24 protein-coding genes are annotated in these 24349 nt (G+C 42.0%); 1 reads left to right on the top strand and 23 read right to left on the bottom strand.

Annotated features, from left to right (window positions below; all coding sequences use genetic code 11):
• Window positions 1-4 precede the first annotated feature (4 nt).
• The 19 genes from mraZ to DBT50_RS02840 all read right to left on the bottom strand — a co-directional run bounded on the left by mraZ (window position 5) and on the right by DBT50_RS02840 (window position 15370).
• The gene (gene mraZ / locus DBT50_RS02930) at window positions 5-436 is read right to left on the bottom strand and encodes a division/cell wall cluster transcriptional repressor MraZ (protein WP_070559269.1); all 432 of its coding nucleotides are present in this window, start codon (window positions 434-436) and stop codon (window positions 5-7) included.
• A 214-nt stretch (window positions 437-650) separates the two neighbouring features.
• Complete coding sequence (locus DBT50_RS02925) at window positions 651-1022, bottom strand: DUF3397 domain-containing protein (RefSeq protein WP_111821222.1); 372 nt, start codon at window positions 1020-1022, stop codon at window positions 651-653.
• Window positions 1023-1263: 241 nt separating this feature from the next.
• Window positions 1264-1452 (bottom strand): 50S ribosomal protein L32, encoded by a 189-nt coding sequence (rpmF, locus tag DBT50_RS02920; protein ID WP_081456691.1) that lies wholly within the window; start codon window positions 1450-1452, stop codon window positions 1264-1266.
• Window positions 1453-1481: 29 nt separating this feature from the next.
• Window positions 1482-2033: a YceD family protein gene (locus DBT50_RS02915; RefSeq protein ID WP_181566037.1), complete on the bottom strand. Its 552-nt coding sequence runs from the start codon at window positions 2031-2033 to the stop codon at window positions 1482-1484.
• Window positions 2034-2141: 108 nt separating this feature from the next.
• Window positions 2142-3356 (bottom strand): tRNA(Met) cytidine acetate ligase, encoded by a 1215-nt coding sequence (locus DBT50_RS02910; RefSeq protein WP_111853054.1) that lies wholly within the window; start codon window positions 3354-3356, stop codon window positions 2142-2144.
• Between the two features lie 50 nt (window positions 3357-3406).
• Window positions 3407-4165 carry a class I SAM-dependent DNA methyltransferase gene (locus tag DBT50_RS02905; RefSeq protein WP_181566038.1) on the bottom strand — a complete coding sequence of 253 codons (759 nt, stop codon included), beginning with the start codon at window positions 4163-4165 and terminating at the stop codon, window positions 3407-3409.
• Entirely contained in the window at window positions 4155-4532 is a 378-nt protein-coding gene (rsfS, locus tag DBT50_RS02900; protein ID WP_013669212.1) for a ribosome silencing factor, read from the bottom strand. Before rsfS ends, DBT50_RS02905 begins: the two co-directional genes overlap by 11 nt.
• On the bottom strand, window positions 4529-5140 hold the full coding sequence (gene yqeK / locus DBT50_RS02895; protein ID WP_111851716.1) for a bis(5'-nucleosyl)-tetraphosphatase (symmetrical) YqeK: 612 nt from the start codon (window positions 5138-5140) through the stop codon (window positions 4529-4531). Before yqeK ends, rsfS begins: the two co-directional genes overlap by 4 nt.
• Window positions 5133-5777 carry a nicotinate-nucleotide adenylyltransferase gene (locus DBT50_RS02890; RefSeq protein ID WP_111851717.1) on the bottom strand — a complete coding sequence of 215 codons (645 nt, stop codon included), beginning with the start codon at window positions 5775-5777 and terminating at the stop codon, window positions 5133-5135. Before DBT50_RS02890 ends, yqeK begins: the two co-directional genes overlap by 8 nt.
• Before the next feature lie 3 nt (window positions 5778-5780).
• Window positions 5781-6104 (bottom strand): ribosome assembly RNA-binding protein YhbY, encoded by a 324-nt coding sequence (gene yhbY, locus DBT50_RS02885; RefSeq protein WP_060777983.1) that lies wholly within the window; start codon window positions 6102-6104, stop codon window positions 5781-5783.
• Between the two features lie 8 nt (window positions 6105-6112).
• Window positions 6113-7225 (bottom strand): ribosome biogenesis GTPase YqeH, encoded by a 1113-nt coding sequence (yqeH, locus tag DBT50_RS02880; RefSeq protein ID WP_111851718.1) that lies wholly within the window; start codon window positions 7223-7225, stop codon window positions 6113-6115.
• Entirely contained in the window at window positions 7218-7748 is a 531-nt protein-coding gene (locus DBT50_RS02875; protein ID WP_013669417.1) for a YqeG family HAD IIIA-type phosphatase, read from the bottom strand. Before DBT50_RS02875 ends, yqeH begins: the two co-directional genes overlap by 8 nt.
• 125 nt (window positions 7749-7873) lie before the next feature.
• Window positions 7874-8773 carry a homoserine kinase gene (gene thrB / locus DBT50_RS02870; protein WP_111851719.1) on the bottom strand — a complete coding sequence of 300 codons (900 nt, stop codon included), beginning with the start codon at window positions 8771-8773 and terminating at the stop codon, window positions 7874-7876.
• Window positions 8774-8776: 3 nt separating this feature from the next.
• Window positions 8777-10057 (bottom strand): homoserine dehydrogenase, encoded by a 1281-nt coding sequence (locus tag DBT50_RS02865; protein ID WP_111851720.1) that lies wholly within the window; start codon window positions 10055-10057, stop codon window positions 8777-8779.
• Window positions 10058-10074: 17 nt separating this feature from the next.
• Window positions 10075-11589 carry a Mur ligase family protein gene (locus DBT50_RS02860; protein WP_111851721.1) on the bottom strand — a complete coding sequence of 505 codons (1515 nt, stop codon included), beginning with the start codon at window positions 11587-11589 and terminating at the stop codon, window positions 10075-10077.
• A 122-nt stretch (window positions 11590-11711) separates the two neighbouring features.
• Complete coding sequence (locus DBT50_RS02855) at window positions 11712-11939, bottom strand: YkuJ family protein (protein WP_013669196.1); 228 nt, start codon at window positions 11937-11939, stop codon at window positions 11712-11714.
• Between the two features lie 64 nt (window positions 11940-12003).
• Window positions 12004-13212, bottom strand: coding sequence for a glycosyltransferase (locus tag DBT50_RS02850; protein WP_111851722.1), 1209 nt, complete (start codon window positions 13210-13212; stop codon window positions 12004-12006).
• Between the two features lie 165 nt (window positions 13213-13377).
• Complete coding sequence (ptsP, locus tag DBT50_RS02845) at window positions 13378-15102, bottom strand: phosphoenolpyruvate--protein phosphotransferase (RefSeq protein WP_111851723.1); 1725 nt, start codon at window positions 15100-15102, stop codon at window positions 13378-13380.
• 1 nt (window position 15103) lies between these two features.
• Window positions 15104-15370: a phosphocarrier protein HPr gene (locus DBT50_RS02840; protein ID WP_013668503.1), complete on the bottom strand. Its 267-nt coding sequence runs from the start codon at window positions 15368-15370 to the stop codon at window positions 15104-15106.
• Between the two features lie 288 nt (window positions 15371-15658).
• Here DBT50_RS02840 and DBT50_RS02835 point away from each other — a divergent pair, with 288 nt between their 5' ends.
• Entirely contained in the window at window positions 15659-17848 is a 2190-nt protein-coding gene (locus DBT50_RS02835) for an ATP-dependent Clp protease ATP-binding subunit (protein WP_111851724.1), read from the top strand.
• Between the two features lie 107 nt (window positions 17849-17955).
• Here DBT50_RS02835 and guaB read toward each other — a convergent pair whose 3' ends face one another.
• From guaB to DBT50_RS02815, 4 genes are all read right to left on the bottom strand, one after another.
• Window positions 17956-19437 (bottom strand): IMP dehydrogenase, encoded by a 1482-nt coding sequence (guaB, locus tag DBT50_RS02830; RefSeq protein ID WP_111821236.1) that lies wholly within the window; start codon window positions 19435-19437, stop codon window positions 17956-17958.
• 278 nt (window positions 19438-19715) lie between these two features.
• Entirely contained in the window at window positions 19716-21287 is a 1572-nt protein-coding gene (locus DBT50_RS02825) for a peptide chain release factor 3 (RefSeq protein ID WP_111821237.1), read from the bottom strand.
• A gap of 524 nt (window positions 21288-21811) precedes the next feature.
• On the bottom strand, window positions 21812-22555 hold the full coding sequence (locus DBT50_RS02820; RefSeq protein ID WP_111851726.1) for an amino acid ABC transporter ATP-binding protein: 744 nt from the start codon (window positions 22553-22555) through the stop codon (window positions 21812-21814).
• Window positions 22545-24191, bottom strand: a complete 1647-nt coding sequence (locus DBT50_RS02815) for an ABC transporter permease subunit (RefSeq protein ID WP_111851727.1) — start codon at window positions 24189-24191, stop codon at window positions 22545-22547. The genes DBT50_RS02820 and DBT50_RS02815 overlap by 11 nt, the downstream gene beginning before the upstream one ends.
• Between the last annotated feature and the right edge of the window lie 158 nt (window positions 24192-24349).

The following is a 24349-nucleotide window of genomic DNA, read 5'->3' as shown; positions in this document are numbered from 1 at the left end:
TCTCCTAAAGACCAAAATCAAACAGGTTTTCTGCAATATCTTCAAAATTATCTGAAAGCGACTCAGCTTCTGCTAGCCAGCGACCTTCATCCCAGATTTCTATCCGTTCACTGACACCAATCACGCGACAGGCCTTTTCTAAATGGGCAAAATCGATCAAGGTTTGGGGAATATTAATCCGTCCTTGCTTATCCAGTTCTACCTCTTGGGCAGCCGAGTAAAAAAAACGGGTAAAGGCCCGGGCATCCTTCTTAGCTAAGGGAAGTTGTTTTAACTTTTCCTGGACCAGGTCCCAGGTAGCTTTCGGATAACCAAAAATACAGCCATCCAAGCCACGAGTAATTACAAAACGCTCCCCTAAATCATCGCGCAATTTAGCAGGCATAATCAGGCGACCCTTGCTATCAATATTATGTTTATATTCTCCCATTAACATAATTTTTCGCCTTTCTGTGCCCCTGGTCCGCCTAGCTTACTAAGATAATATTAGTTTACCACAATCCTCCACAATCCTCCATTATTCCCCAAATATTTTTGAAATTTTACCACATCCCCCACTTTCCTAAAAAAGGGCAGAAAAAAAGCCCAACCTAGAAAGGAAAATTCCCTTTCTAGGCTGAGCTATTTGCTCTAGTATTTACGAAAAAGACCTATTTAATGATAACTTGGATAAAACGAACGATAAGCATAAGTAAGTAGGAAATAGAGGTCAGAACAAAGAGACGCTTGGAGAGTTTCCTAAAGAAACGAGTCCAGCGAAAAGCCCCCTCTCCTTTTTCCTCTTGGTACAAGCCCCAGAGCCCCAGAATCCCCAAAATAATAAAATACAGGGGAAGTAAGGAAAAATAAAAAATGGTCTCAGTTAAATAATGGAAGCATAGCCATAATATAGGATGCATGACATCAATAGGTAACAAGTGGATATGGCGTCCATCATTTAAATACTGACGAAAATAAAGGGCTAAAAATAAAGTTAAAAAAGGCATGAGATAAATAATAATTTCTGTCCATGAAAACGACATTGCCTGACCTCCTTAATAAGTAAAGCTAATAATAGTATCTCAAGCAGATTGATTGAATAGGCTGACTGTTGCCAGCTCTCTCAAAATGACATCTATATACTAACCTAAAGTCAAAAAAAGCAAAAGCCCTTTCGCTAAGTAGCCACAGACCTAAACTGTTTAAGACTTAGATCAGAGAGAAATAAGCTAAAAATAAAAAAAGAGATTAGAACTTATGTCCCAACCTCTCACAACAGAATCATTATTCTGCATCTTCATTATTAGACATCACGTCTTGGCCATCGTAGTATCCACAACTTGGGCAGACATGATGTGACTTACGGTATTCACCACAATTTGGACAAGTAACCATTCCTGGAACTTCCAACTTGTAATGAGTACGGCGTTTGCGTTTTCTTTGTTTTGATGTTTTACGTTTTGGTACTGCCATCTCCATTACACCTCCTAATTAGTTTCAGATTATGATTCAGAAGTATCATCGCTCAATAGATCCTTCAACTTGGCAAAGCGAGGATCGATTTGATCCGATTTTTTTTCATCATTTTGAAATGAAGCTTCTGTCATTAAATTCCAATCGTCGCCAGATGGTAATTCTGTTGCTTCCAACTCATCAGGCGTCAATCGTTTAAGAGGGATATGTGTGATGATATTATCAACAATGGCCCTCCCCAAATCCACTGTATTATCCTCAAGTTCAATCACTAAGTTGTCCTCGTCTTGGACAAGTTCACTTTGCCAACCTGATTCAATATAGCGTTCTCGAATTGGAAACTGCATTGCCACATCTACCGGTTGAAGAGACCGTGAAGATGGGAGCGTTATAGTTAAAGCTATTTCTAATTGAGCCAATACTGTATGATCGTCGTATATCAAATACCCTTGAACCTTTACTGGTGATAAGTCGAGGACTTCTGGATTTTTATTCATTAAATCAGCTTTAAGGTCCAAGGTCTTATCAACCTTTAAGGGATCTTGGGCTTTTATACGGAGTTCTTGAAAAGACCATTTCATCATTGACCACCATTAAGCAACAAGAAAAATTATACCGATTTTCAATCGCTTTGTCAATGTTATTTCCTTGACAATCTTTTTCTCTACTTGCTCCCTTTCCACTATTTTTTATAACATGATCGGAGGATGAGCGAAAAGCTGACTTTCTTCGCTTTCCATAACTATGCGCTGATAGACTTCATCCACACGAATCCATAAAGGCCAGGCCTTACTTTCATCCTTGCCTACACGGTTTATCATAGCATAAGAAGATGGATCTGTAATTTCTAAGCCTTTTAAATAATTTCTTCCCCTGGCATTAGCCCCTAACAGATAAAGCGGTTGGCGCTTCTTTAAATGATCCTGCATTTCCTGGTCAGATACCCCTAAAAAAATCATCAAGAGTGCCCGCTGAATCCGGTATTTAGACCATTTTTTATTGGTAACCTGATTAAGAAAATCGGCATAGCAGGTCTCCTTCCGAGCAGCTTCGATAAAGTTTTTTTCAATGCCTTCGTAAACTTGATAATAGTCTGCCAGCTTTTGACGGGATTCAGATAAGATTTTATAACGCAATAAGGGGTATAAAGCTGACCAGGAAGAATGGTAATTAACCAGTTCAAGCTTTTCCACCATGGCCTGGGGCATCAGCTGATCAAGCTGATGAGGGTCTACCTGGTCCTCTAGCAGTGCCTTTCTAATACTGGTACTAGAAGCATAATTAGCCCCTGGGCTCATGTCTTGGTCTCGGTGCTGACTTCCTTGTCGCTTGATTGCAGTTAGGGACATAGGCGCTTGATACTTAGCATTGGCCTTAGCGTAAGAATAGGCTAATAAGACATTACTGTTATCAGTGAAATCGATCTTTAAACGCCTTAATTCAGGCACTTCCGCCACTAAATCAGCTAGGAGACTAATCGAGCTCTTGCCATAATTATTGGCATGAAAGGCTTCATTTTGCTGTTTCAAAGCCACAGTTTCTTCATGGTCACTCACCCATTGGGCTAATTTTTGGTAAGGGGCAAAATTCTCTAGCTCACTACCAAAAGCTAATTGCTGGCAGCCCAGTGCATGTAGGCAGCCTACCGCTCCTTCTGCAAAAAAGTCAGCCGGTTGAACGGCATACCAGAAGGGAAGTTCTATCACCAAGTCGCATCCATTTTTCAAAGCGACTTCCGCTCGTTGCCACTTAGAAAGCAAGGCGGCTTGACCCCTTTGGACATAATTGCCACTCATTATAGCAATGATAACTGTATCCGGTTGACGGCCCTTAAGCTGTTGGATCAGATAAGCATGGCCATTATGAAAAGGATTCCATTCTACAATCATTCCACAGACAGTCATGTTAAGTTTACCTCCTTAACTCACTCAGTCTTCCCCTGGAAAATATCTACTTACTTTTTACAGGAAAAAAAGAGGCGGCGACTCTTTTGGCTAGGTTTATCTTGGCTAAAGTCTGCTGTGATTTGAATATCATTAAAACCTAGGCTGAGTAAGGCTTCTTGGTAGTTTTCTAGGGGCCAAATTTGTTCCTGATGGACTTCCTCAAAGCGCTGGTAAAGTTGACTGTCCTCATCCTTAACGAAGATATTCAATAAATGATCGATGGTATTAGGCCCCCTCAGCTGGTCACTTTGCCAGGTAAAAACAGCATCATCCCAGCTATCCACCCATTGAAAGTCAGGGTATATGCAATTCATCTGGTAAGAACTATGGATATCAAAAAGCAAGAGGCCACCCTTTTCTAAGGCCTCATAGCAAGCCTTAAAGGTAGCTTCTAAGTCAGCTAGACTGTCTAAGTAACAGACACTGTCACAAAAAATAGAAATCAGGTCATACTTTGTTTCGGTTTTAAAGCTGCGCATATCTGCTTGAAAATAAGGAACGTAAACCCCTGCCTCCTGCATCTCAGCTTGAGCAATGATTAACATTTCTTCAGACAGGTCCATTCCTGTCACATCATAACCCGCCTTGGCCAGTTCCAGGGTTAAGCGCCCATCTCCACAAGCCATATCCAAAATTTTTAGTCCCTCTTGCTGAGTCAAGCGCGTCTCAACCTGATCTTCTAAATAATTCTGCCAGGCCTGGTAGAGGGATTGGTCAAAAATTTGGTGGTAGACTTCACTAAACAAGGCATATTGGTTAGTCTTCATCATCATTTTCCAATAAAGCCGTTAAATTGACCAATGGCGCATCATTCCACAATTTCTCAATATTATAATGACTACGCACTTCTTTATTAAAGACATGGACAATGACATCCACACAGTCAATTAATACCCAAGCATGGCCGTCTTTCCCTTCAATGCCTTTAACCGTATAGTCTGCTGCTTCAACAGCTTCCGCAATACTTTCCACAATGGCATTGACTTGTCGGTCATTTTTAGCGCTAACAATAACGAAATAATCAGCCAGCGGGGTCAATTGGTTAACTTCTAAAGCGACAATGTCTTGCCCTAAACGATCATCAGCTGCCTTTACAATAAGCTCCATTAACGGACGATTTAATTGATTAGTCATTCACTCTTTCCTTTCTTATTAATCCAAGCATTATATACCGCTAAACTTTCAGGATAAATACTTTGTCCCTTTTCAAGCAGATGTTTTAGGTTTTGCTTAATTTTATAATCCACTGCCAAATCGAGAGATTGCTCAGTTAAAGCTCGAGCTTGATCCACACCAGGAAAGTCGCGGCCTGGCTCCATGTAGTCTGCTAAAAAGACTAACTTAGCCGTATCGGTCCAGTCAATACTTCCAGTGGTGTGCTTATAAATGGCATAATAAATTTCTAGATCGTGGAGACCAAATTCATCCACAGCCTTCATCGCTGCTAGGGGCCCATGCCAGATCGCATTACCATAGTTCACCCACTCTGCATCAAAACCAGGAAAATGAGCATAAGCCTTTAATGTGGCTAGGCTGTCTTCTTTAGCATAGTCATGGAGCAAGCCAGCTATCCCTGCCCGCTCCCAATTCAACTGATATTTTTGGGCGAGTTCTATAGCGGTGGACTCCACCCGTAAACAGTGTTCAAAACGATCCTTTGATAAATTATTCTTTAACGCCTTAATTAAGTCTTCACGACTAGCCACAATGTATTTGTGGGAATAACTTATTTCTTTAGTCACGATATAACCCTTCCTTATCAATATAGTCTCTGACCGCTTCAGGCAATAAGTAGCGGATGCTGGATCCCTTATTGACGCTTTGACGTATATAGCTTGAAGAAATATCAATTTGAGGACTATCGACATAGATAATATTATAATCACTCGGCATATCATAGCCAGGTCTTTGGATCCCGACAAAATGACAAAGCTGCATTAATTCTTCAACCCGGTACCACTTGGGGAGGTTTTCCACCATGTCACCGCCGATAATAAAATAATACTCATTGTCAGGGTGGAGAGTAGTCAAGATATCCATGGTATCGTAAGTATAGGATTTACCGGGACGATCCAGCTCAATTTTTTCTATTGCAAAGTGGTCATTTGCTTGGATGGCAAGGTCTAGCATGGCCAAACGTTTGTCGGCAGCAATGGTCTCCTTATGCTCGGCATGGGGCGGAAGATTGCTAGGCATAAAGTCCACGCGGTCCAGGCATAACTTTTCATAGACCTGTTCAGCCACCATCAAATGCCCCTGGTGAATGGGATTGAAGGTTCCCCCTAAAAGACCAATTCTTTTTTTTGCCGAACTGCTTTCCTGGGATTTTTCAAGGACTTGGCAGCTGTAATTCCCTTGTCTTTGCCTGTTTTCAGCCATTCGTTACACTCCTTTATTTTTTAAGGCGCGAATTTCTTTCGATAGCTTTTGATTCTTTTCCTCTGAGGAAGTCCGGTAGAGGACGATAGTGTGTCCGATACTATAAACGAATTGAGGCGCTAGGGTCTGGTCAATGGCTTCAAGAGCTTGGTCGGTCTCAATCCCGGCATTTTGTAAAACCGAGATTTTAACTAGCTCTCTCTTCTCTAGGGCTTGGTCAATTTGTTCCATTAACTCATCTTTTAAACCGTTTTTTCCAATTTGCAAAATGGCCTTCTCATGATGAGCTGCTTTTTTGATTGCCTTTTTTTGTTTATTAATTAGCATATTTCCTCCTAAATAAGTGGTTTTCTTTGAAAAATATCGACTGTTTTAGGTGCATAAATAGCTACTTTTCCTGGTTTTTTGATACTTAGCCAACCTAGGCCAGCAATAACCAAATCACATGGCTCCTTAATGGTATAGACCTGACCAACAAGATCGGAAAATCGCTCAACTTCACTGGCACTTGGCGGAGTGAGTAAGTCTCCTTGGTGCTTGGCTAAGAATTCATCAGATCCTTCAGTTTTCCGACGGTGAATGTCCACTTGATTACTCAAGTAAACTGTTACCCCCTGTTTGTCTCCTTCTAAGTAGTCAAAGCGAGCCATTCCCCCTAGGAATAAACTCTGACCCGGATTTAATTGAAAGGTTCTCGGCTTTATCCGTTTTTGGGGGAGGATTTGCTCAATACTCTTATAATCCAGTAAAGTGGTCATTTGACTGTCCTTAAGAATACCAGGCGTGTCAATTAAGTCACTCGCTTCATCAAAAGGAATTTTTATCAAATCTAGAGTAGTTCCTGGAAATTGACTGGTGGTAATGACACTATCGCTAAAGCCTTGGGCCCTGAGCATACTGTTAATTAAGGTCGATTTCCCCACATTACTTACTCCGACAATGTAGACATTGCGGCCCTTGCGGTGTTGGTCAATAAAGCTAAAGAGATCATCTATGGCTTTATTTTTGACGGCAGAGGTTAGGAAGACATTTCTAGCTTTAAAACCTTGGTCCTTTAAATATTTCTTCAGCCAGGCTTCAATTTTACTGCTTTTGACATCACTAGGGAGCAGGTCAACTTTATTCGCTACAAATACAATATCATTATTTCCCACTAAACGTTCTAAGGCCGGAATAATGGTAGACTGTACGTAAAAAATATCAATGACATTGACGATTAAAGCATCGTCCTCACTGATCTCATGTAAAATCTGCCTAAATTCTGCTGGGGTCATTTGGACTTTTTCTAATTGGTTATAGTGGCGCAATTTAAAACAGCGTTGGCAATAGAGCTCGCCACTTTCTACCCCCTTATCATAGGCACTTTTTGGAGTATAGCCTCGCTCCTTGGGCTGGTCTGTTTGCAAGCTCGCTCCACAACCAATACAATAAAGGACTTCCTCAGTCAATCCGATCCCTCCACTTTAATTCTGAATAGCGTCTTTTTAGTCCATTAAAGACAAAGCTTTCGATACGACGGTTTATCCGCGTGACTACACTATCACTGTTGGTCACCGGTCGGACCAAGACACTGCGCAAGCCTTGCCGGTTGGCCACAAAAATATCAGTCAATAGCTGGTCGCCAATGATAATAACTTCTTCTTCTTTTAAGCCGGAAATTTTCAATAAATGTCTTATTCCCTTGCGAAAGGGTTTAAAAGCTGCTGAATAGTATGGAACTTGTAATTGATCTGCGACATGTTTTACCCGCTGTTCATTGTTATTGGATAAAATCATGACCTCAATGCCATTTTCTTGCATCTCTTTGACCCATTCAATCAATTCCTGGGTAGCATCCGGAAAATCCCAGGCAATTAAGGTATTATCTAAATCAGTTATTATCCCTTTCACACTCAAGCTCTTTAGGGCTTGGGGAGAAATGGAATAAATTGTATCTACCAACCAGGTCGGTAGGAAGTAGTCTGTGAGCATATCCCTCTCCTCTCTACATTTCTTACATTATAGCATAATCATTGGCATTGATAATTGATGGGCTCTTTTAAATAGAGGAAAACACGACTTCTAAAACTAGCGGCTAGAAGTCGTGTTTAAGCATATTATTCAAACTCATCCAGGGTTTTCACTTCTTCAAAGCGACTCCCCTTATCATCAATAGCAAGGTCATAGAGGCTGACCTCTTCAAGGCTAGCCTCCAGCAGGTCCTTAATTTCTTGGCTATGAGAAGCCTGGACCATGGTCATTACAGTAGGCCCAGCTCCACTTAGATAAGTGCCATAGACCCCAGGAACACCTTTTAAAAGTTGACGCACTCGTTCTAATTCAGGCACTAAGCTCTTGCGATAAGGCTCGTGGAAATAATCCTGTTCCATTAATCGGCCCGCATCATCCAGATTACCTTCCATTAACTTGGAAACTAGAACATTTCCCATTCCATTGGCCCGAACAGCATCAGCATATGACAGGCGGTCGGGTAGGACTTCGCGAGCTTTTTTGGTCGACAGTTGATAATGAGGCACGGTTGCGATTAGGCGAGTATTAGGAAAGACTTCCTTAGACCAAATCACTTCTTCCGAACCGATAGCCACTCCAATCACTAGTCCGCCTGCTAAACAAGGAGCAATATTATCAGGATGCCCTTCGATTTTATTGGCTAAATTGATTTTGTGGCTAAGTGACCACTGGAATTGATTGAGATAATCAACAATTTCAATAGCAGCAACAATGGCACTGGAACTGCTCCCTAGGCCACGTGTGATGGGAATCTGACTGTGCATATATAATTGTTGGGGCGGTGTTTGGGGGGCAAGATCAAGAATGGTTTTTATCAATAGGTTATTCTCATCAGTCGGGACATCATCCCCCAGGTTATGTCTAATCTCCCAATCTTGACTAGGGCCGATAATATCTACTCTCAAATACAAGTCGACAGCCACCCCGACCGAGTCAAAACCTGGGCCTAAATTGGCTGAAGTGGCAGGAACTATAACACGCTGCATGCTTTAGTCCTCCTTCTCTTCATTAAAAATAGGATAGGAAGCCAATAATTCCACTCCTTGAGCGCTTTCAAGCTGCTTAGCAATTGCTTGATGAGAAGCATAGCTTCCTGGACTGGTTAAAATATACAACACTCCTTCTTGGTAATTACCTAAGTGGTTGATAGAGATTCCTTCTTGGTTGAGAAGACCGAGGAGGGTCTTTAGGCCTTGACTCTGGTCCTGGATGGCTAAACGATAGTAATAAGGATAGTTGGCTTGGGCAGACAAGTGGACCTTTTCATCTAAACGATAATTAGCAAAGACTTGGTAGTCATCATTTTCCTGGTTCTTAGCGACTTGGATGATATCACTCACAACAGCAACCCCTGTTGGCAACTCGCCGGCTCCGGGACCGTAAAACATCATTTCTCCCCCAGCCTTGCTCTTGGTATAAACAGCATTCATCTCTTGCTTAACCATGGCTAATGGATGTGACTTTTCTAGTAAAAAGCTTTGCACTTCACAGGCAAAATTTTCTCCTTGATGGTCGAGGACTGCCAAGGATTTAATCACGTAACCTAAATTCTTAGCGATCTCTATATCCACCGCATTTAAGTCACTAATCCCTTTGATCATCACGTCATCTAAATTGAGACTAATACCGAAGCCCATCTTGGCGAGGATAACCGCCTTACGTCCAGCATCAAGGCCATCAACATCGGCACTAGGATCAGCTTCAGCAAAGCCAAGTTTCTGAGCTTTAGCTAAGGCTTCTTGGTAGCTAGACCCATTTTCGGTCATTTCACTAATAATAAAGTTAGAGGTTCCGTTTAGAATCCCTAATATTTCAGTGACTTCATCGCCAGCGAAACTATTGCGTAAGGTGTTTAAGATAGGGATGCCACCAGCGACCGCCGCCTCGAAGCGTAAGTCAAGTTCCTTAGTTTCAGCGAGTTGACTTAAGGCAGCTCCATGTTCACAAATAAGGTCCTTATTGGCAGTAACCACCGCTTTGCCTGCTTGAAGAGCGCCTTCAATACATTGCTTGGCAAAATCTATGCCACCCATAACTTCAACCACAATATCAATGTCAGGGTCAGCAACAATCTCCTGATAATCAGTAACGATTTCAGCCTGACTTGAGAATTCTTCGGTCACTTTCTCGGGACTTCTGACAAAGATCTTTTTTACTTCAAGGGCATGGTGGAGTTGGCTGGTAATTTTGGCCTGATGATCGCGCAAAACGCGGAATACACCCTGACCAACTGTTCCTAAACCTAAAATAGCTATCTTCTTACTTACCATACTTGCCTCCTTCTTATCTATTGCTTGGATATTTCTTCTAAAGCCTGCTTCACATAATAGCGATCGGTTGGGTAAGCTTGGTCGACACCATTAATTTTCATGGTATCTTCATCCCCCTTACCAGCAATCAAGACCACGACCTCTCCATCATAAGCAGCAGCTTGTTGAAAAGCATAGTCAATCGCTTGGGGACGATTAGGGATAATTTTTGCCTGGCGCTTAGCCGCTTGAATGGGTTGGTTGATTTCTTGGCATATTTTTTCCACTGATTCAGTCCCAGGGTCATCCATGGTGAGAATAATTTCATCCGCATATTGGGCGGCGACTTCCCCTAAATCCTTGCGTCTAGATATTGCTTTGTCCCCTGCAGAGCCAAAGACCACAATGCTATGGGCCTTAGGATACATTTGACGGCTGGCTTCAAAAAGTTTTTCTAGGCTCAATTTATTGTGGGCGAAGTCAACGATAGCATGGATGCGTTTATCCGTAGAATGATAGACTTCCATCCGGCCTTCAGTTTGTGCTGTTTGTAAGGCTTTCTTTATGATTTCATAGGGAACTTGGTAGTAGCGAGCAATCGCAATAGCGACTAGGGCGTTTTCTACATTAAACCGCCCCAGCATCTTCATCCGGATTTCTCCTTCAAAGTCAGGCGCATGTAAAACAAAGTGTTGTTGATCAACCCCAGACACAATGTTTTTAGCTAGATAATCGGCCTGTTCATCCTTAGTCGAAACCGTCACAATTTCCTTGACCGTTTTCGAATCGCTTGCTCTTTGATAAATTCGATCGATATGGTCAGCGTCTAAGTTAATCACCGCCAACTGACTTTGATCAAAAAGCTTAAGCTTACTCATGAAGTAATCTTCAAAATTGGGATGCTCGCTTGGTGAAATATGGTCCGTGGAAATATTCAGAAAAGCTCCAACTTCAAAGGGAACTTCTGCTACCCGGTGATACTTAAGAGCTTGACTGGAGACTTCCATAGTCATAAAGTCGATTGCTGACTCGCGGACATGGTTAAAGCGATAGAAAAGTTCAAGGGACTCGGGCGTGGTTAAGTGAGATTCTCCTTGGTCAACTCCATCATAATAACTTGAGGAAGACAGATAGGCAGTTGGCTCCTTTCCTAAGCTTTTCTGATACAAATCAAGAATCTTAGTTAAATAGAAGGTAGTCGTTGTCTTCCCCTTAGTTCCCGTAATCCCAGTTAGGTGAAAGGCTTGGTAAGGGGCTTGGTAAAAGAAATCCGCAATAATGGGCATGGCTAAACGGATATCTTCCACTTGTATAAGGGGGAGATCCAGGCCATAGTCCTGCTCACTCACATAGGCAATGGCCCCTAAAGCTTGGGCTTGTTCTAAATAAGCAGGCTTAAAGTGAGCTCCCTTGCAGAAGAATAGGGTTCCTTCAGAAACCGCTTTGGAATTGTAACTTAAGTTTTGGACTGACGCCTGGCTCGTTAGCAGCGGACTCTTTAATTGCCCTCGTTCATCAAGTAGGCGACATATCTTTCTTAATGTCTTTTTCATAATTGCCTCACTTTCTCTTCTGAATTTTCATTATACACTAAGTCAACTTTGTTTAACAAGATCAGCCCAATGTCCAGCTACAGAAAAAGCCTGGACAATCTCCAGGCTGTTTGTTAGTCAAATTATTGAATGAGGTCATAAATCTCCATAGCGGCTAGGTCGATATCATCAAATTGAAAAGTTTGATCTACCCCATGCTCGATTAATAGAAAGCTTTCACTTTCACGATCATAGCGCACCATGCATCGTTCCTCGCCCTCTTTTTCAAATCGTCTCACTTCAATATCTGATCCCTCTTCAAGCATGGCCTCAAGTCGAGAAATAATCGCTTTTAGTTGTGAAGCTTGCATTTTCTGTCCCCTTTCATTACTCTTGTTTCATTTTAACAAAAAGTCATGAAATGAAAAGGAAAAATTATTGAAAGGGCCAGATATTTTCGGAAATTTTCTCAAAAAAGCTAGTATCGTCATCTTCCATCTGACTTTCTTGCTTTCTTATTAAAGAAGTATACAAGGCATAGACCCGTTCATAGAAAGTCTGGGCAGAAATTTCCTGCTCTAAACGCTTAAAGGCTTGGCAATTCTCAGAAGCTGATCCTGCTAAGGAAAGTACTGCCTGGCTGAACTGGTCAACCTGGTCAAGTAATTTACCAATCGAAGCTGTCCGGTTTAAGTTAAGTAAATAGTCATTCTTCATAGCCACAATGGGCAAATGATTGCCAATGGCCTCGATAAAAGTAATTCCCTGGGTCTCAGTCACGGATAAATTCACATAAATATCAGCGATTTGATAATAGCCATTAATTTCTTCATGGGGAACCATCCCAGTAAAAATAACTGCATGACTTATCTTGAGTTCTTGGCTAAGGGACATTAGGTGGTCTTTTTCCGGTCCATCACCGACTATCAGTAGTCGAGCCTGGGGGATAAGTTCCAGAAGCTTGGCCATCTGTTGAATTAAACTATCTAAATTCTTCTCTTGGGCAATTCGGTTAACCGTGATAAGAACCAGCTGGTCATCCGCAAGCCCCAGCTCATCCTTTAATTGTTGGCGGTCTGCCTTAGCTAATTGCTTTGTGAAACGGACACCGGACGGTATGACTTCAATCGGGCGCTCAACACCGTATTCCTGTAACACTTGGCGGATCATTTGACTAGGAGCAATAACCGTATTGGCTAATTGACAAAAATAACGGGTATAGGACTTAACCGCCGCCTTAGGCACTAAGTGACCATTTAAGATATAATGCAGGTAATTTTCATACCAGGTGTGATAAGTATGCACAATTGGTAAACGCAAACGGTGGGCCACCATGACGCCAAAAATCCCCATGGTAAACTCGGTATGGGTATGGATGATATCTAAATCTAATTCTTTGGCCTTCTTATAAATCGGTCGCAAAGTTGTCACCGCCACCCGACGTTCTTTAAAAAAGAGAAAGGGAATGGATTCGTACCTAAATATTCCTTCTTCCGCTTGATCCTCTTTCACCTTAGGATCTGTCGTGGTGAAAATATAAACTTGGTGGCCGGCCTTGGTCAATTCTTCTTTTAAGGTCTGAATTGAGCTAGCCACCCCACTAGTTTGTGGAAAATAAGTATCCGTAAAAAAGCCGATCTTCATTTTCCTCTCCCCTCATAATCATCTACTATTAAGCTGTGCAAAGTACTTTTATTTTAGCACAGGTCAGAGTGAATACCAATCCAAGAAAAAAGTGCTGGTATGATTGAATCACTCTCCTTCACTGAAGGCAGTATTCATTACCAGCACTTAATCAGTTTATTCTTTTTAGTCTAACTTAGAAACATAGTCATGAACCATTTCGGCCACTTCTTCTGAACTGGTCTTTTCATTCATGGCTTTGTGAGCTAATTCTTCACACTCCTTAGAATCTAAGCGAGCCATTAAGGAACGCGATTTAAGAATTGAAGTTGCGCTCATAGAGAATTCATCTAAGCCCATACCAACAAGTAGTGGGATAGCAGTTTGGTCACCAGCTACTTCCCCACACATACCGGTCCATTTACCTTCTTTGTGACTAGCTTGAATCACATAGTTAATCAGGCGTAGCACGGCTGGATTATATGGTTGGTAGAGGTAAGAGATATTATTATTCATCCGGTCAGCAGCCATGGTGTATTGGATCAAGTCGTTGGTACCAATACTAAAGAAGTCAACTTCCTTGGCAAATTGATCAGCTAAAACAGCGGCTGCTGGGATTTCAATCATAATCCCCACTTGAATATTGTCAGCGACTTCAACGCCCTCGTCAATTAATTTTTGACGTTCTTCCTCATATAGGGCTTTGGCTTGACGCCATTCTTCTAAAGTGGCTACCATTGGGAACATAATGCTTAATTTTCCATAAGCGGAAGCACGTAGAAGTGCCCGTAATTGGGTCCGGAACATATCCGTTTCTCTTAAGCAAATCCGGATAGCACGGTAACCCAAGAAAGGATTTAGCTCTTCAGGTAAGGGTAAATAAGGGAGTTTCTTATCTCCACCAATATCCATAGTCCGAATAACCACATTCTTACCATTAAGAGATTCTAAAACTTCCTTATAAGCTTCAAATTGTTCTTCTTCAGTTGGGAAGTGGTCTGAATCCATATAGAGGAATTCTGTCCGATAAAGTCCCACACCTTCAGCCCCATTTTCATGGACACCGGGTAAGTCTTTAGGTGAACCGATATTGGCAACAATTTCAAATTGTTTGCCATCTTTGGTTAGAGAATCCGCATCTTTAAGGCTTTCCCATTCAAGTTTTTGTTTTTGATAAGCCTTAGCTTTGTCCTTATAGCTATCAACAGTGGCTTGGTCTGGATTAATTAAAACTTCTCCTTCAAAACCGTCGACAATGACTAAGTCACCATCACTAACCGCTTCAGAAGCAGAAGTGGTCCCAACAACAGCGGCAACTTCTAAGCTACGTGCCATAATTGCCGAGTGGGATGTCCGTCCACCAATATCAGTAACAAATCCTTTAACATATTTGTTTAATTGTGCGGTATCACTCGGAGTTAAATCAGGAGCAATAACAATTGCATCCTCATCAATTAAACTCAAGTTAGGAATTTTGGCGCCGATTAAATGTGCGATGAGGCGGTCGGTAACATCTTTAATATCCGCTGCACGTTCTTGCATATATGGGTTATCTTCCATGGCTTTAAAGATAGCAATAAAGCCATCAGCCGTTTGGCGCACAGCAGTTTGAGCATCAAGATTTTCATCTTTGACTTTTTGTTGGTAAGTCGCAATCATTTCTGGGTCATCTAGCATTTGTAAATGCGCATCAAAAACGCCTGCTTCTTCTTCAGATAGACGTTCTTGCGCAATCACTTTAATCTTAGCGATCTCAATGCGACTATCGTCAATAGCCTTAGTTAAGCGGTCAATTTCCGCATCAGCATCTTCTACTTTTCCTTCTTCAAAGGATAAGTCAGGTTGTTCCAAAAGAAAGGCCTTAGCAATGGCGTAACCATCACTAGCCCCAATTCCTTTCAACTTTTCCATGTTATTCTGACAACCCTTCACTTTTCATGGTTTCTTGGATAGCTGCCATTGCTTCTTCTTCATCTTCACCTTCAACAGAGATGGTTACATCTGCACCTTGGCCTACTCCTAAGGACATTACACCCATGATGGATTTCAAGTTAACAGATTTACCTTTATATTCTAAGTTAATATCAGATTTAAATTTGCTTGCAGTTTGCACAAGTAAGGTTGCTGGACGAGCATGGATACCAGTTTCTGCAGTAATATTAAAGTCTTGAGTTTTCATTATTATAATCTCCTTTTTTAAATCTACGTAATTTGACGACTTTCCCAACTATCGCTTAAAGAAAAGAAAACCGTTACATTAATAATGTACCATTTTTTAGGCATGGTGACAACTACTTAATTAAATTCTCCTTGGCTTTAACATGGGAAAACAAGCTTTATGACTTGAATGTCAAACATGGTCAATGTATAATAACAATTGAAGGTCAATGTTTATCAAAAAGGTATTTTTACAATATATGTATATTAAAAATATTGGCCAATTTCTTAAGAAAGGAGCGTGGCACTATTGAAATGCCAACGTTGTAACCAACGCGAAGCTGCCATTCATATGTATGCGAATATTAATGGACAAAGGCAGGCCATTAACCTTTGCCAACCTTGTTATGCAGAGATAATTCGCAACCAATCTCAAACTGGAAAAAGCAATAATGACAATAATTCATGGGGAAACCTCTATGAGCTACTCAGACAAATGCAAGATAAAGGCCCCCATAATGCTAACGGCCAAGAGCCTCCACACCATCCTAATGATGGCAAAGGAAATAGCTTGTTGGCTAATTATGGAACCAACATGACTGAATTGGCTCGCCAAGGCAAGTACGACCCGGTAATTGGCCGTGACCAAGAAATAAATCGGGTAATCGAAATTCTCAACCGTCGAACCAAAAATAATCCTGTCCTCATCGGAGAAGCTGGTGTAGGTAAGACGGCAGTTGTGGAAGGTTTAGCCCAAAAAATAGTGGCTAAAGAAGTTCCTGAAAAGCTACAAAACAAGGAAGTTATTAGTTTAGATGTGGCCTCCTTAGTCCAAGGTACTGGCGTTCGGGGCCAATTTGAAGAAAAAATGCAAGCCCTGATTAAAGAAGTCAGCTCCAATCAATCAATCATTCTATTTATTGACGAAATCCATGAAATTGTGGGGGCAGGAACAGCCGATAATTCATCAATGGATGCTGGCAACATCTTAAAACCTGCCCTGGCCCGGGGCGAAATGCAATTAGTCGGAGCAACAACCCTAAATGAATTCCGTCGTATCGAAAAAGATGGCGCACTGGCTCGCCGTTTACAACCGGTTCAAGTGGATGAGCCTTCGGTGGAAGAAGCCATCACTATTATCAAGGGTTTAGCCGACCAATACCAAAAATTTCACCATGTTCACTTTACTGACCAAGCCTTAGAAGCAACGGTTACCCTGTCTAATCGTTATATCCAAGACCGGCAATTACCTGATAAGGCCATCGATCTGCTTGATGAAGCGGGCTCCAAGAAAAACTTAACCATTCCCTTCTTGGATAAGGAGGCCTTAGAAGATCAGATTCAAGAATTAGAAAAATTAAAGGAAATGGCTACCGATGCTGAAGACTATGAGAAGGCGGCCTATTACCGCGACCAATTAAAGAAATATAAGGATATGGCCGCTAATAATGAAGCTGTTGTTGAACAAGTCCCAACGATCACCGTCGAAGACATCGAAGAATTAGTGGAATCTAAAACTGGTATCCCCGTTGGCCAGTTACAAGACCAAGAACAAAGCAATTTATTGCAACTTGAGGATGAACTCAAGGAGACAATTATCGGCCAAGATCCTGCTGTCGAAAAAGTATCAGCAGCAATCCGCCGTAACCGTGTGGGCTTCCACCCAGGTAATAAACCCATTGCTTCCTTCCTATTTGTGGGACCAACGGGTGTCGGCAAGACAGAATTAGCCCGTCAGCTTGCTAAGCAACTCTTTGGTAGTGAAGAAGCAATGATCCGCTTTGACATGTCTGAATACATGGAAAAACACAGTGTTTCTAAGATGATCGGTTCACCACCCGGCTATGTCGGCTATGACGAAGCTGGCCAATTAACTGAACAAGTCAGACGGCAACCTTATTCTCTCATTCTCTTAGATGAAGTAGAAAAGGCCCACCCTGATGTCCTCAACCTCTTCCTACAAATCATGGAAGACGGTCGACTTACCGATGCACAAGGTCGAACGGTTTCCTTTAAAGATACCCTTATCATCATGACTTCCAATGCCGGAACGGGTAACGTTGAAGCTAGCGTCGGTTTTGCCGCTAGTCAACAAGGAAAAAACCAATCTGTCTTGGACCAATTGGATAATTACTTTAAACCTGAATTCATGAACCGCTTTGACGGCATCATCGAATTTCAACCGCTGACCAAGGAAGAATTAATTCAAATTGTCGACCACATGCTCACCAACATGAACAAATTACTCAAGGGACAAAAAATCAGCATTGCCATTGACGACCAAGTGAAAGAAGCTATTGTTGAACTAGGCTATGACCCCAAACTGGGTGCCCGCCCATTAAGACGGGTCATCCAAGAACAAATTGAAAACCAAGTCGCGGACCTATACTTAAAAGATCCAAGTGTTTCCTATGTCCACTTTACCGTGGATGATTCTGGCAACATTGTTGTTAATGAGAGTGAAAACAGCCAGGCTCTTGAAGAAACAGAAGTTGATTAATCAAATAAATCATTTTTAAAAGGAGTTGGGGTAAATCCCAACTCCTTTTTGCCTGCCTAATGAATAGGATATTTTTTTAAGTACTAATCCATCAAAGGTTTATACCATTAGCCGCGTGAATAATTAGGAGCTTCCTTAGTGATTTGAACATCATGGGGATGGGATTCCACTAGGCCAGCCGAACTGATGCGGACAAATTGACCATTTTGACGTAAGTCTTCCACATTGTGAGCACCGCAATAGCCCATACCTGACCGTAAGCCGCCCACCATTTGATAAACGATAGCACTAACAGGCCCTTTATAGGAAACTCGGCCTTCGATACCTTCGGGCACCAATTTATTGGCTTCATTCACTTCACCTTGGAAGTAACGGTCGGCCGACCCTTTTTTCATGGCAGCCATACTCCCCATGCCGCGGTAAGTCTTGAAGCGTCTGCCTTGGTAAATTTCCATTTCACCCGGAGCTTCATCAGTACCCGCTAGCATAGATCCTAGCATGACTGCGTGACCACCAGCTGCCAGGGCTTTCACGATGTCTCCAGAATACTTGATGCCCCCATCGGCAATAATGGTTTTACCAAATTCATTAGCTACTTGAGCCGCATCGTAAATGGCGGTTAATTGGGGCATCCCTACCCCAGCGACCACCCGGGTAGTACAAATGGAACCAGGTCCAATCCCTACCTTAACCACGTCCACGCCTGCTTCAAAAAGCGCTCTCGTTCCTTCAGCAGTGGCTACATTACCAGCAATAATAGTGAGATGAGGATAGGATTGACGGACTTCTTTGATCTTATTCAAGACGCCTTGAGAATGACCATGAGCCGTATCAATCACAATAGCATCGACCTCTGCTTCAGCTAAAGCTTGAACCCGACGGAAGGTATCAGAAGTCACTCCCACAGCCGCAGCGCACAATAAACGGCCACTGTCATCCTTAGCCGCATCGGGATAATTTCTTACATTAGCTAAATCCTTAAAAGTAATCAAACCGGACAGATTTCCCGCTTCATCGACTAGGGGAAGCTTTTCAATCCGGTAACTTTGTAAAATTTCTTCAGCCGCTTCTAAACTGGTCCCGACAGGCGCGGTGACTAAATTATCCTTAGTCATATAGTCAGCAATTTTTCGCGAGCTATCAGTAACAAACCGTTTATCACGGTTAGTAATAATCCCCACTAACTTATGGGAGCTTTGACTTTCCACAATAGGAACACCAGAAATGTGGTAAAGGCTCATTAATTCTTCAGCTTCTCTAACGGTACTATCAGGATAAAGATAAAAAGGATTAGTAATCACACCACTTTCTGAGCGTTTAACCTTTCTGACTTCCCCCGCCTGGTCATCAATGGTCATATTTTTATGGATGACACCCATACCGCCTGAACGTGCCAGGGCGATGGCCATTTCTGACTCAGTCACAGTATCCATACTTGCCGAGAGTATCGGAACGTTTAAGCGTATATTATCAGCTAATTGAACACTGACATTGACCTGGTCAGGAACAATATCGCTCGCTTGGGGTATCAATAATACATCATCAAATGTTAGTCCTTCTTTAACAAATTTATTTTCCCATTGATTCATGAAGCCAAAACTCCTTTTTTTGATATTTTATATTGATCCCTAATATAGCACAAGTAAAGGCAAAAATACATACATTTTTGGTAAATCTTGATTAAAATATACGTTTTATAAGCAATTTATTGGGAAATAAACCCCCTTTTTACCAAAATAGACTATTTTTGGTAAAAAGGGGGAAATTAGTGAATTAACTAGCTATAAATGTTCAACTTATAAAAACTGACAGGTCTATAGGTAGCCTATTGGGGCTGCTTTTGCCTTATTGCTCACTTGTTCGTTTCCTATAGCAAGGATTCCAATTCCACATCAGGATATTTTTGTTGGAACCAATTTTCAGCAAATTGATTTTCAAAAAGAAAGACAGGTTGGTCGAAGCGGTCTTTGCAGAGCAAGTTACGACTCGATGACATGGAAGGATCCAGTTGATCTTCGGAAATCCAACGGGCAATTTTATTGCCCAGGGGTGTCATTTCCACTTCCGAATTGTATTCATTTAATAAGCGGTATTGGAAGACTTCGAACTGGAGTTGTCCGACTGCCCCTAAGATATACTCTTCGGTGTGCCAAGTTTTATAAAGTTGGATAGCCCCTTCTTCAACGAGTTGTTTAATCCCCTTATGGAAGGATTTTTGCTTCATAACATTCTTAGGACTCACCTTCATAAATAATTCTGGCGTAAATTGTGGGAGGGGTTTAAAGTTTACCTTGTGCTTGCCTGAATAGATGGAGTCTCCAATTTGAAAGTTTCCGGTATCATAAAGGCCAATAATATCCCCTGCCACTGCTAAACTAGCATGTTCACGAGTATCTGCCATAAAGCGCGTGGTATTATTCAGCTTTAACTTCTTATCCGTTCGAGCTACAGTGACATCCATGCCTTCATGAAACTCGCCCGAGCAAATCCGAACAAAGGCAATCCGGTCACGGTGTCGGGGATCCATGTTAGCTTGAATCTTGAAGATAAATCCGGTTAATTGTTCATCAAGAGGGTCAACTAAGTCCTCTTCCACTGTTTCAACCGCTTGAGGCGCGGGAGCAAAATCGACAAAGGCATCTAAGAAGGTTTGAACGCCAAAACCCGTTAAGGCAGACCCAAAGAAAACTGGCGTTAACTTCCCTGCTTGGATGGCCTCCGAGTCGAAAGGATTTCCGGCCTCATTTAAGAGTTGAGCATTCTCCACGGCCTCCTCATACCAAGGCGATTTTTTCACTTCATAATCCCCTTCAAGTTCACCATCTTCATTTAAAGGTAAGAAATCATTTCCGTCATTAGCTTCTGGGTGAGTCAATTCTAAGCGATTATTAAAGAGATCGTAGTTGCCTTGGTAGGTCTTTCCCATGCCCATGGGCCAGTTCATCGCATAGGCATCGATACCTAGGACTTCCTCTAGTTCACTAATCAGTTCCATAGGTTCACGGCCATCACGGTCTAATTTATTCATAAAGGTGAAAATTGGAATGCCCCGGTGGCTAGCCACTTCAAACAATCTCTTGGTTTGGGCCTCAATCCCCTTACCTGAGTCAACCACCATGACCGCAGCATCCACGGCCATAAGAGTTCGATAGGTATCCTCGGAAAAGTCCTCGTGGCCCGGCGTATCCACAATATTAATTTGGTAGCCGTCATAGTCCACCTGCATCACCGAACTGGTCACTGAGATCCCACGCTGTTGTTCAATCTTCATCCAGTCGGACTTGGCAAAGTGGCCACTTTTTTTGCCCTTAACCGTCCCTGCCTGGCGAATAGCTCCTGAATATAGGAGTAATTGTTCAGTAATAGTCGTTTTCCCGGCATCGGGGTGGGAAATAATGGCAAAGGTCCTTCTTTTTTTTACTTCTTCTGCTCTATTCATGCATGACATCCTTTTTATAACATCTTTTTTCTATGGTTCAGTAAAAAACTTGCTTATTTATCATATCATAACCCTATAAAACTAAGAAAGTTTTCTTTTAAAAAGAGTGCAAGCTGACAACAAAAAAGTGAAAACTTGGAAGAAAGAGAAGTCAGAAACGAGCGAATACTTGACTCTTATTCTGACTTGCTCCAATCATCCAAGCCTAGATACCAAGTCTCACACCCTATCTGAAGCGGACGTTCGTCCTGTGACTGGAGCACATTTTAATTCAAAATTCGTGTTAAAAAAGAGCCTGGGGCAAAAGTCCCAAGCTCTTTTTAAAACACGAACCATCTATTCAAAACGTGATCTAAAAGTCAGCCCTGACGTCCACTTCACGAACTATGTGCGATAGTTTTTCAACTATCTACCATAGTTCGCTCCAGTTGCTATAGCTGTTCGAAGCGCAAGCGAGTTACAGATATAGTATGCGAAGCGGTTTAGGGCTCTTTTGACTTTTGTCACACTCTCCCTAGTAAATCTTATTTTTCTGCTAAATAGCGTGACAAGAAGGCCTTGGTCCGTTCATGTTGAGGGTGGTTAATCACTTGGTCAGGTTCGCCGTCTTCAACAATGACCCCTTGGTCCATAAAGCAAATCCGCGAAGAAACATCACGAGCAAAGGCCATTTCATGAGTCACCACAATCATAGTTAGACCTTCTTTAGCGAGTTCAGTCATAGTTCCTAGCACCTCACCGACCATCTCCGGGTCCAGAGCCGAGGTCGGTTCATCAAAGAGTAAGATTTCCGGATCCATGGATAGGGCCCGGGCAATAGCGACCCGTTGTTGTTGCCCACCTGATAGTTGATCAGGACGGGCATCACGGTAAGGGGCCATACCCACTTTTTCTAGGTTTTTCAAAGCGGTTTTCTCAGCTTCTTTTTTATTTCTTTTCAGAATTTTTTCTTGGCCGATAACACAGTTTTCCAGCACATTCATATTCTTAAATAGGTTGAACTGTTGGAAAACCATACCCACCTTGGCCCGATATTTATTCTTATCAAAGTTATTAGCTAGGATAGACTGACCATGGTAAATAATATCACCAGAAGTGGGTTGTTCCAGCAAATTCATACAACGTAATAAGGTTGACTTCCCTGATCCTGATGAACCAATAATAGAGATCACATCGCCAGGGCTAACCGCAAAGTCAATATCCTTTAAAACCATATTATCGCCAAACTTCTTCTCTAAGTGAGAAATTGTTAAAATCTCATTTTTCATGAATATTCACCTCACTAGTCGATGATTGATAAACAGTATAAGTATCGCTTCCCGACATCTTCCTTTCCACCAAGCGTAGTAACCGGGTAGTGGTAAAGGTTAGTACAAAGTAAATAATCGCTGTGATGAAGAAGGTTTGGAAGGTGAGATAGGTAGTCCCTGCTGCCGATTTGGACACAAAGAATAGTTCAGTTACAGCAATGACGTTTAAGACTGAGGTGTCCTTGATATTAATCACAAACTCATTACCCAAAGCAGGTAATATACTACGGATAGCTTGGGGTAAAACCACATAGGTCATGGTTTGGAAATGATTCATACCAATTGCTTTAGCAGCTTCTGACTGGCCGTCATCGACACCAATAATCCCACCCCGGATAACTTCAGCGAGATAGGCACCGGTATTCACTGAAACAATGAGTAAGGCAGCGAACATGGAACTCATATCAATCCCTAGGAATAATTTCGACCCATAGAAAATCATCATGGCTTGGACCATCATTGGGGTCCCCCGGAAGACTTCAATATAAGCCGTAATCAAGAATTCAACAACTTTGTATAAAATAGATACAATACCGCTACTTTCGGCAATTGGCATCGACCGATAAATCGCAATCAATAAACCAATTAAAAAACCAACAAGGGTAGATATTAAGGCAATATACATGGTCGTTGCAGCACCTTTAAGCAATTGGCCCTTGTATGTGGACCAGATGCTGGCCACTTCACCCCAAAAGCCAATATCTTCGCCGCGATTATTTAAGTCAACCATTTCTTGCATCAGATTTTCCCGATCTTTATCTGGAATGGTCGCTAAGGCTTGGTTAATCGGTTCCATTAAAGGCGAATCTTTGCGGAGCCCAACTGATGACCAGTTAGCAATATCCCCCGTATCAAAGCCTTTCCCTTCTTCAAAGGAAACAATCTTTAAATCTGGATTAGCAGCAACAGCTGAGAGGGCCCCAGGCCGGTCGGAAATATAGGCATCAATCTTATTACTTAGCAAGGAAGAGATCATAGTTGGGAAAGAATCCATTGGGGTTTGTTTGTCAATCCCTTGCATTTGATCGAGTAAATCAACGTGGAAGGTATTTAATTGTGCAGTTACCTTGGCCCCATTAAAGTCATTAATGGATTGGGCATTGGCATAAGGACCGTCCTTAAGGGTCACTACAACCATGTCTGAGCCATAATATTCATCGGTAAAATCGATTTGTTTTTCCCGTTCAGGTGTCGGTGACATCCCCGCTACAATGGCATCAATTTTTGCTGATTGTAAGGCAGGTGGCAAACCATCCCATTCCATCTTTACGATTTCCAGCTTTAACCCTAGAGAATCAGCAATTTGCTTGGCTATTTGCACATCGTAACCATTAGCATATTCCCCGCTAGCATTAGAAATTTCGATGGCGCCATTGGCGTCTGTCGTTTGACTCCAATTATAGGGAGCATAATTTGCTTCCATCCCTACTCTTAATACACCAGGTGTCTCTAATCCCTGATTAAGAGCTTCTTGATCAACCTCAATCCTTGGCTGATTTTCAGCAGCATCTACCCTTAGTGGACTAGCTAAACCAACCAAAAGGGATAAGGTTAACAAGAGAAAAGAAAGCGCTGCTCCAAATCTCTTTGACATATATCTTCGCTCCAATCTTCTATTTGAGTGGTTCTAAAATAAGAAATAAAAGTAATATTCACAAAGCTCTCTACTCCCTTATTGATAGAACATTTCTCTATTATAGACCAAAGGAAGTCCATAGTTCAAGAATAGCAAAAAATATCCAAATAAAAAGC

Source organism: Aerococcus tenax, assembly GCF_003286645.3.
Taxonomy (GTDB): domain Bacteria; phylum Bacillota; class Bacilli; order Lactobacillales; family Aerococcaceae; genus Aerococcus; species Aerococcus tenax.
The sequence above is the reverse complement of the archived record's forward strand: the minus strand, read 5'-3'. Positions and strand labels throughout refer to the sequence as shown.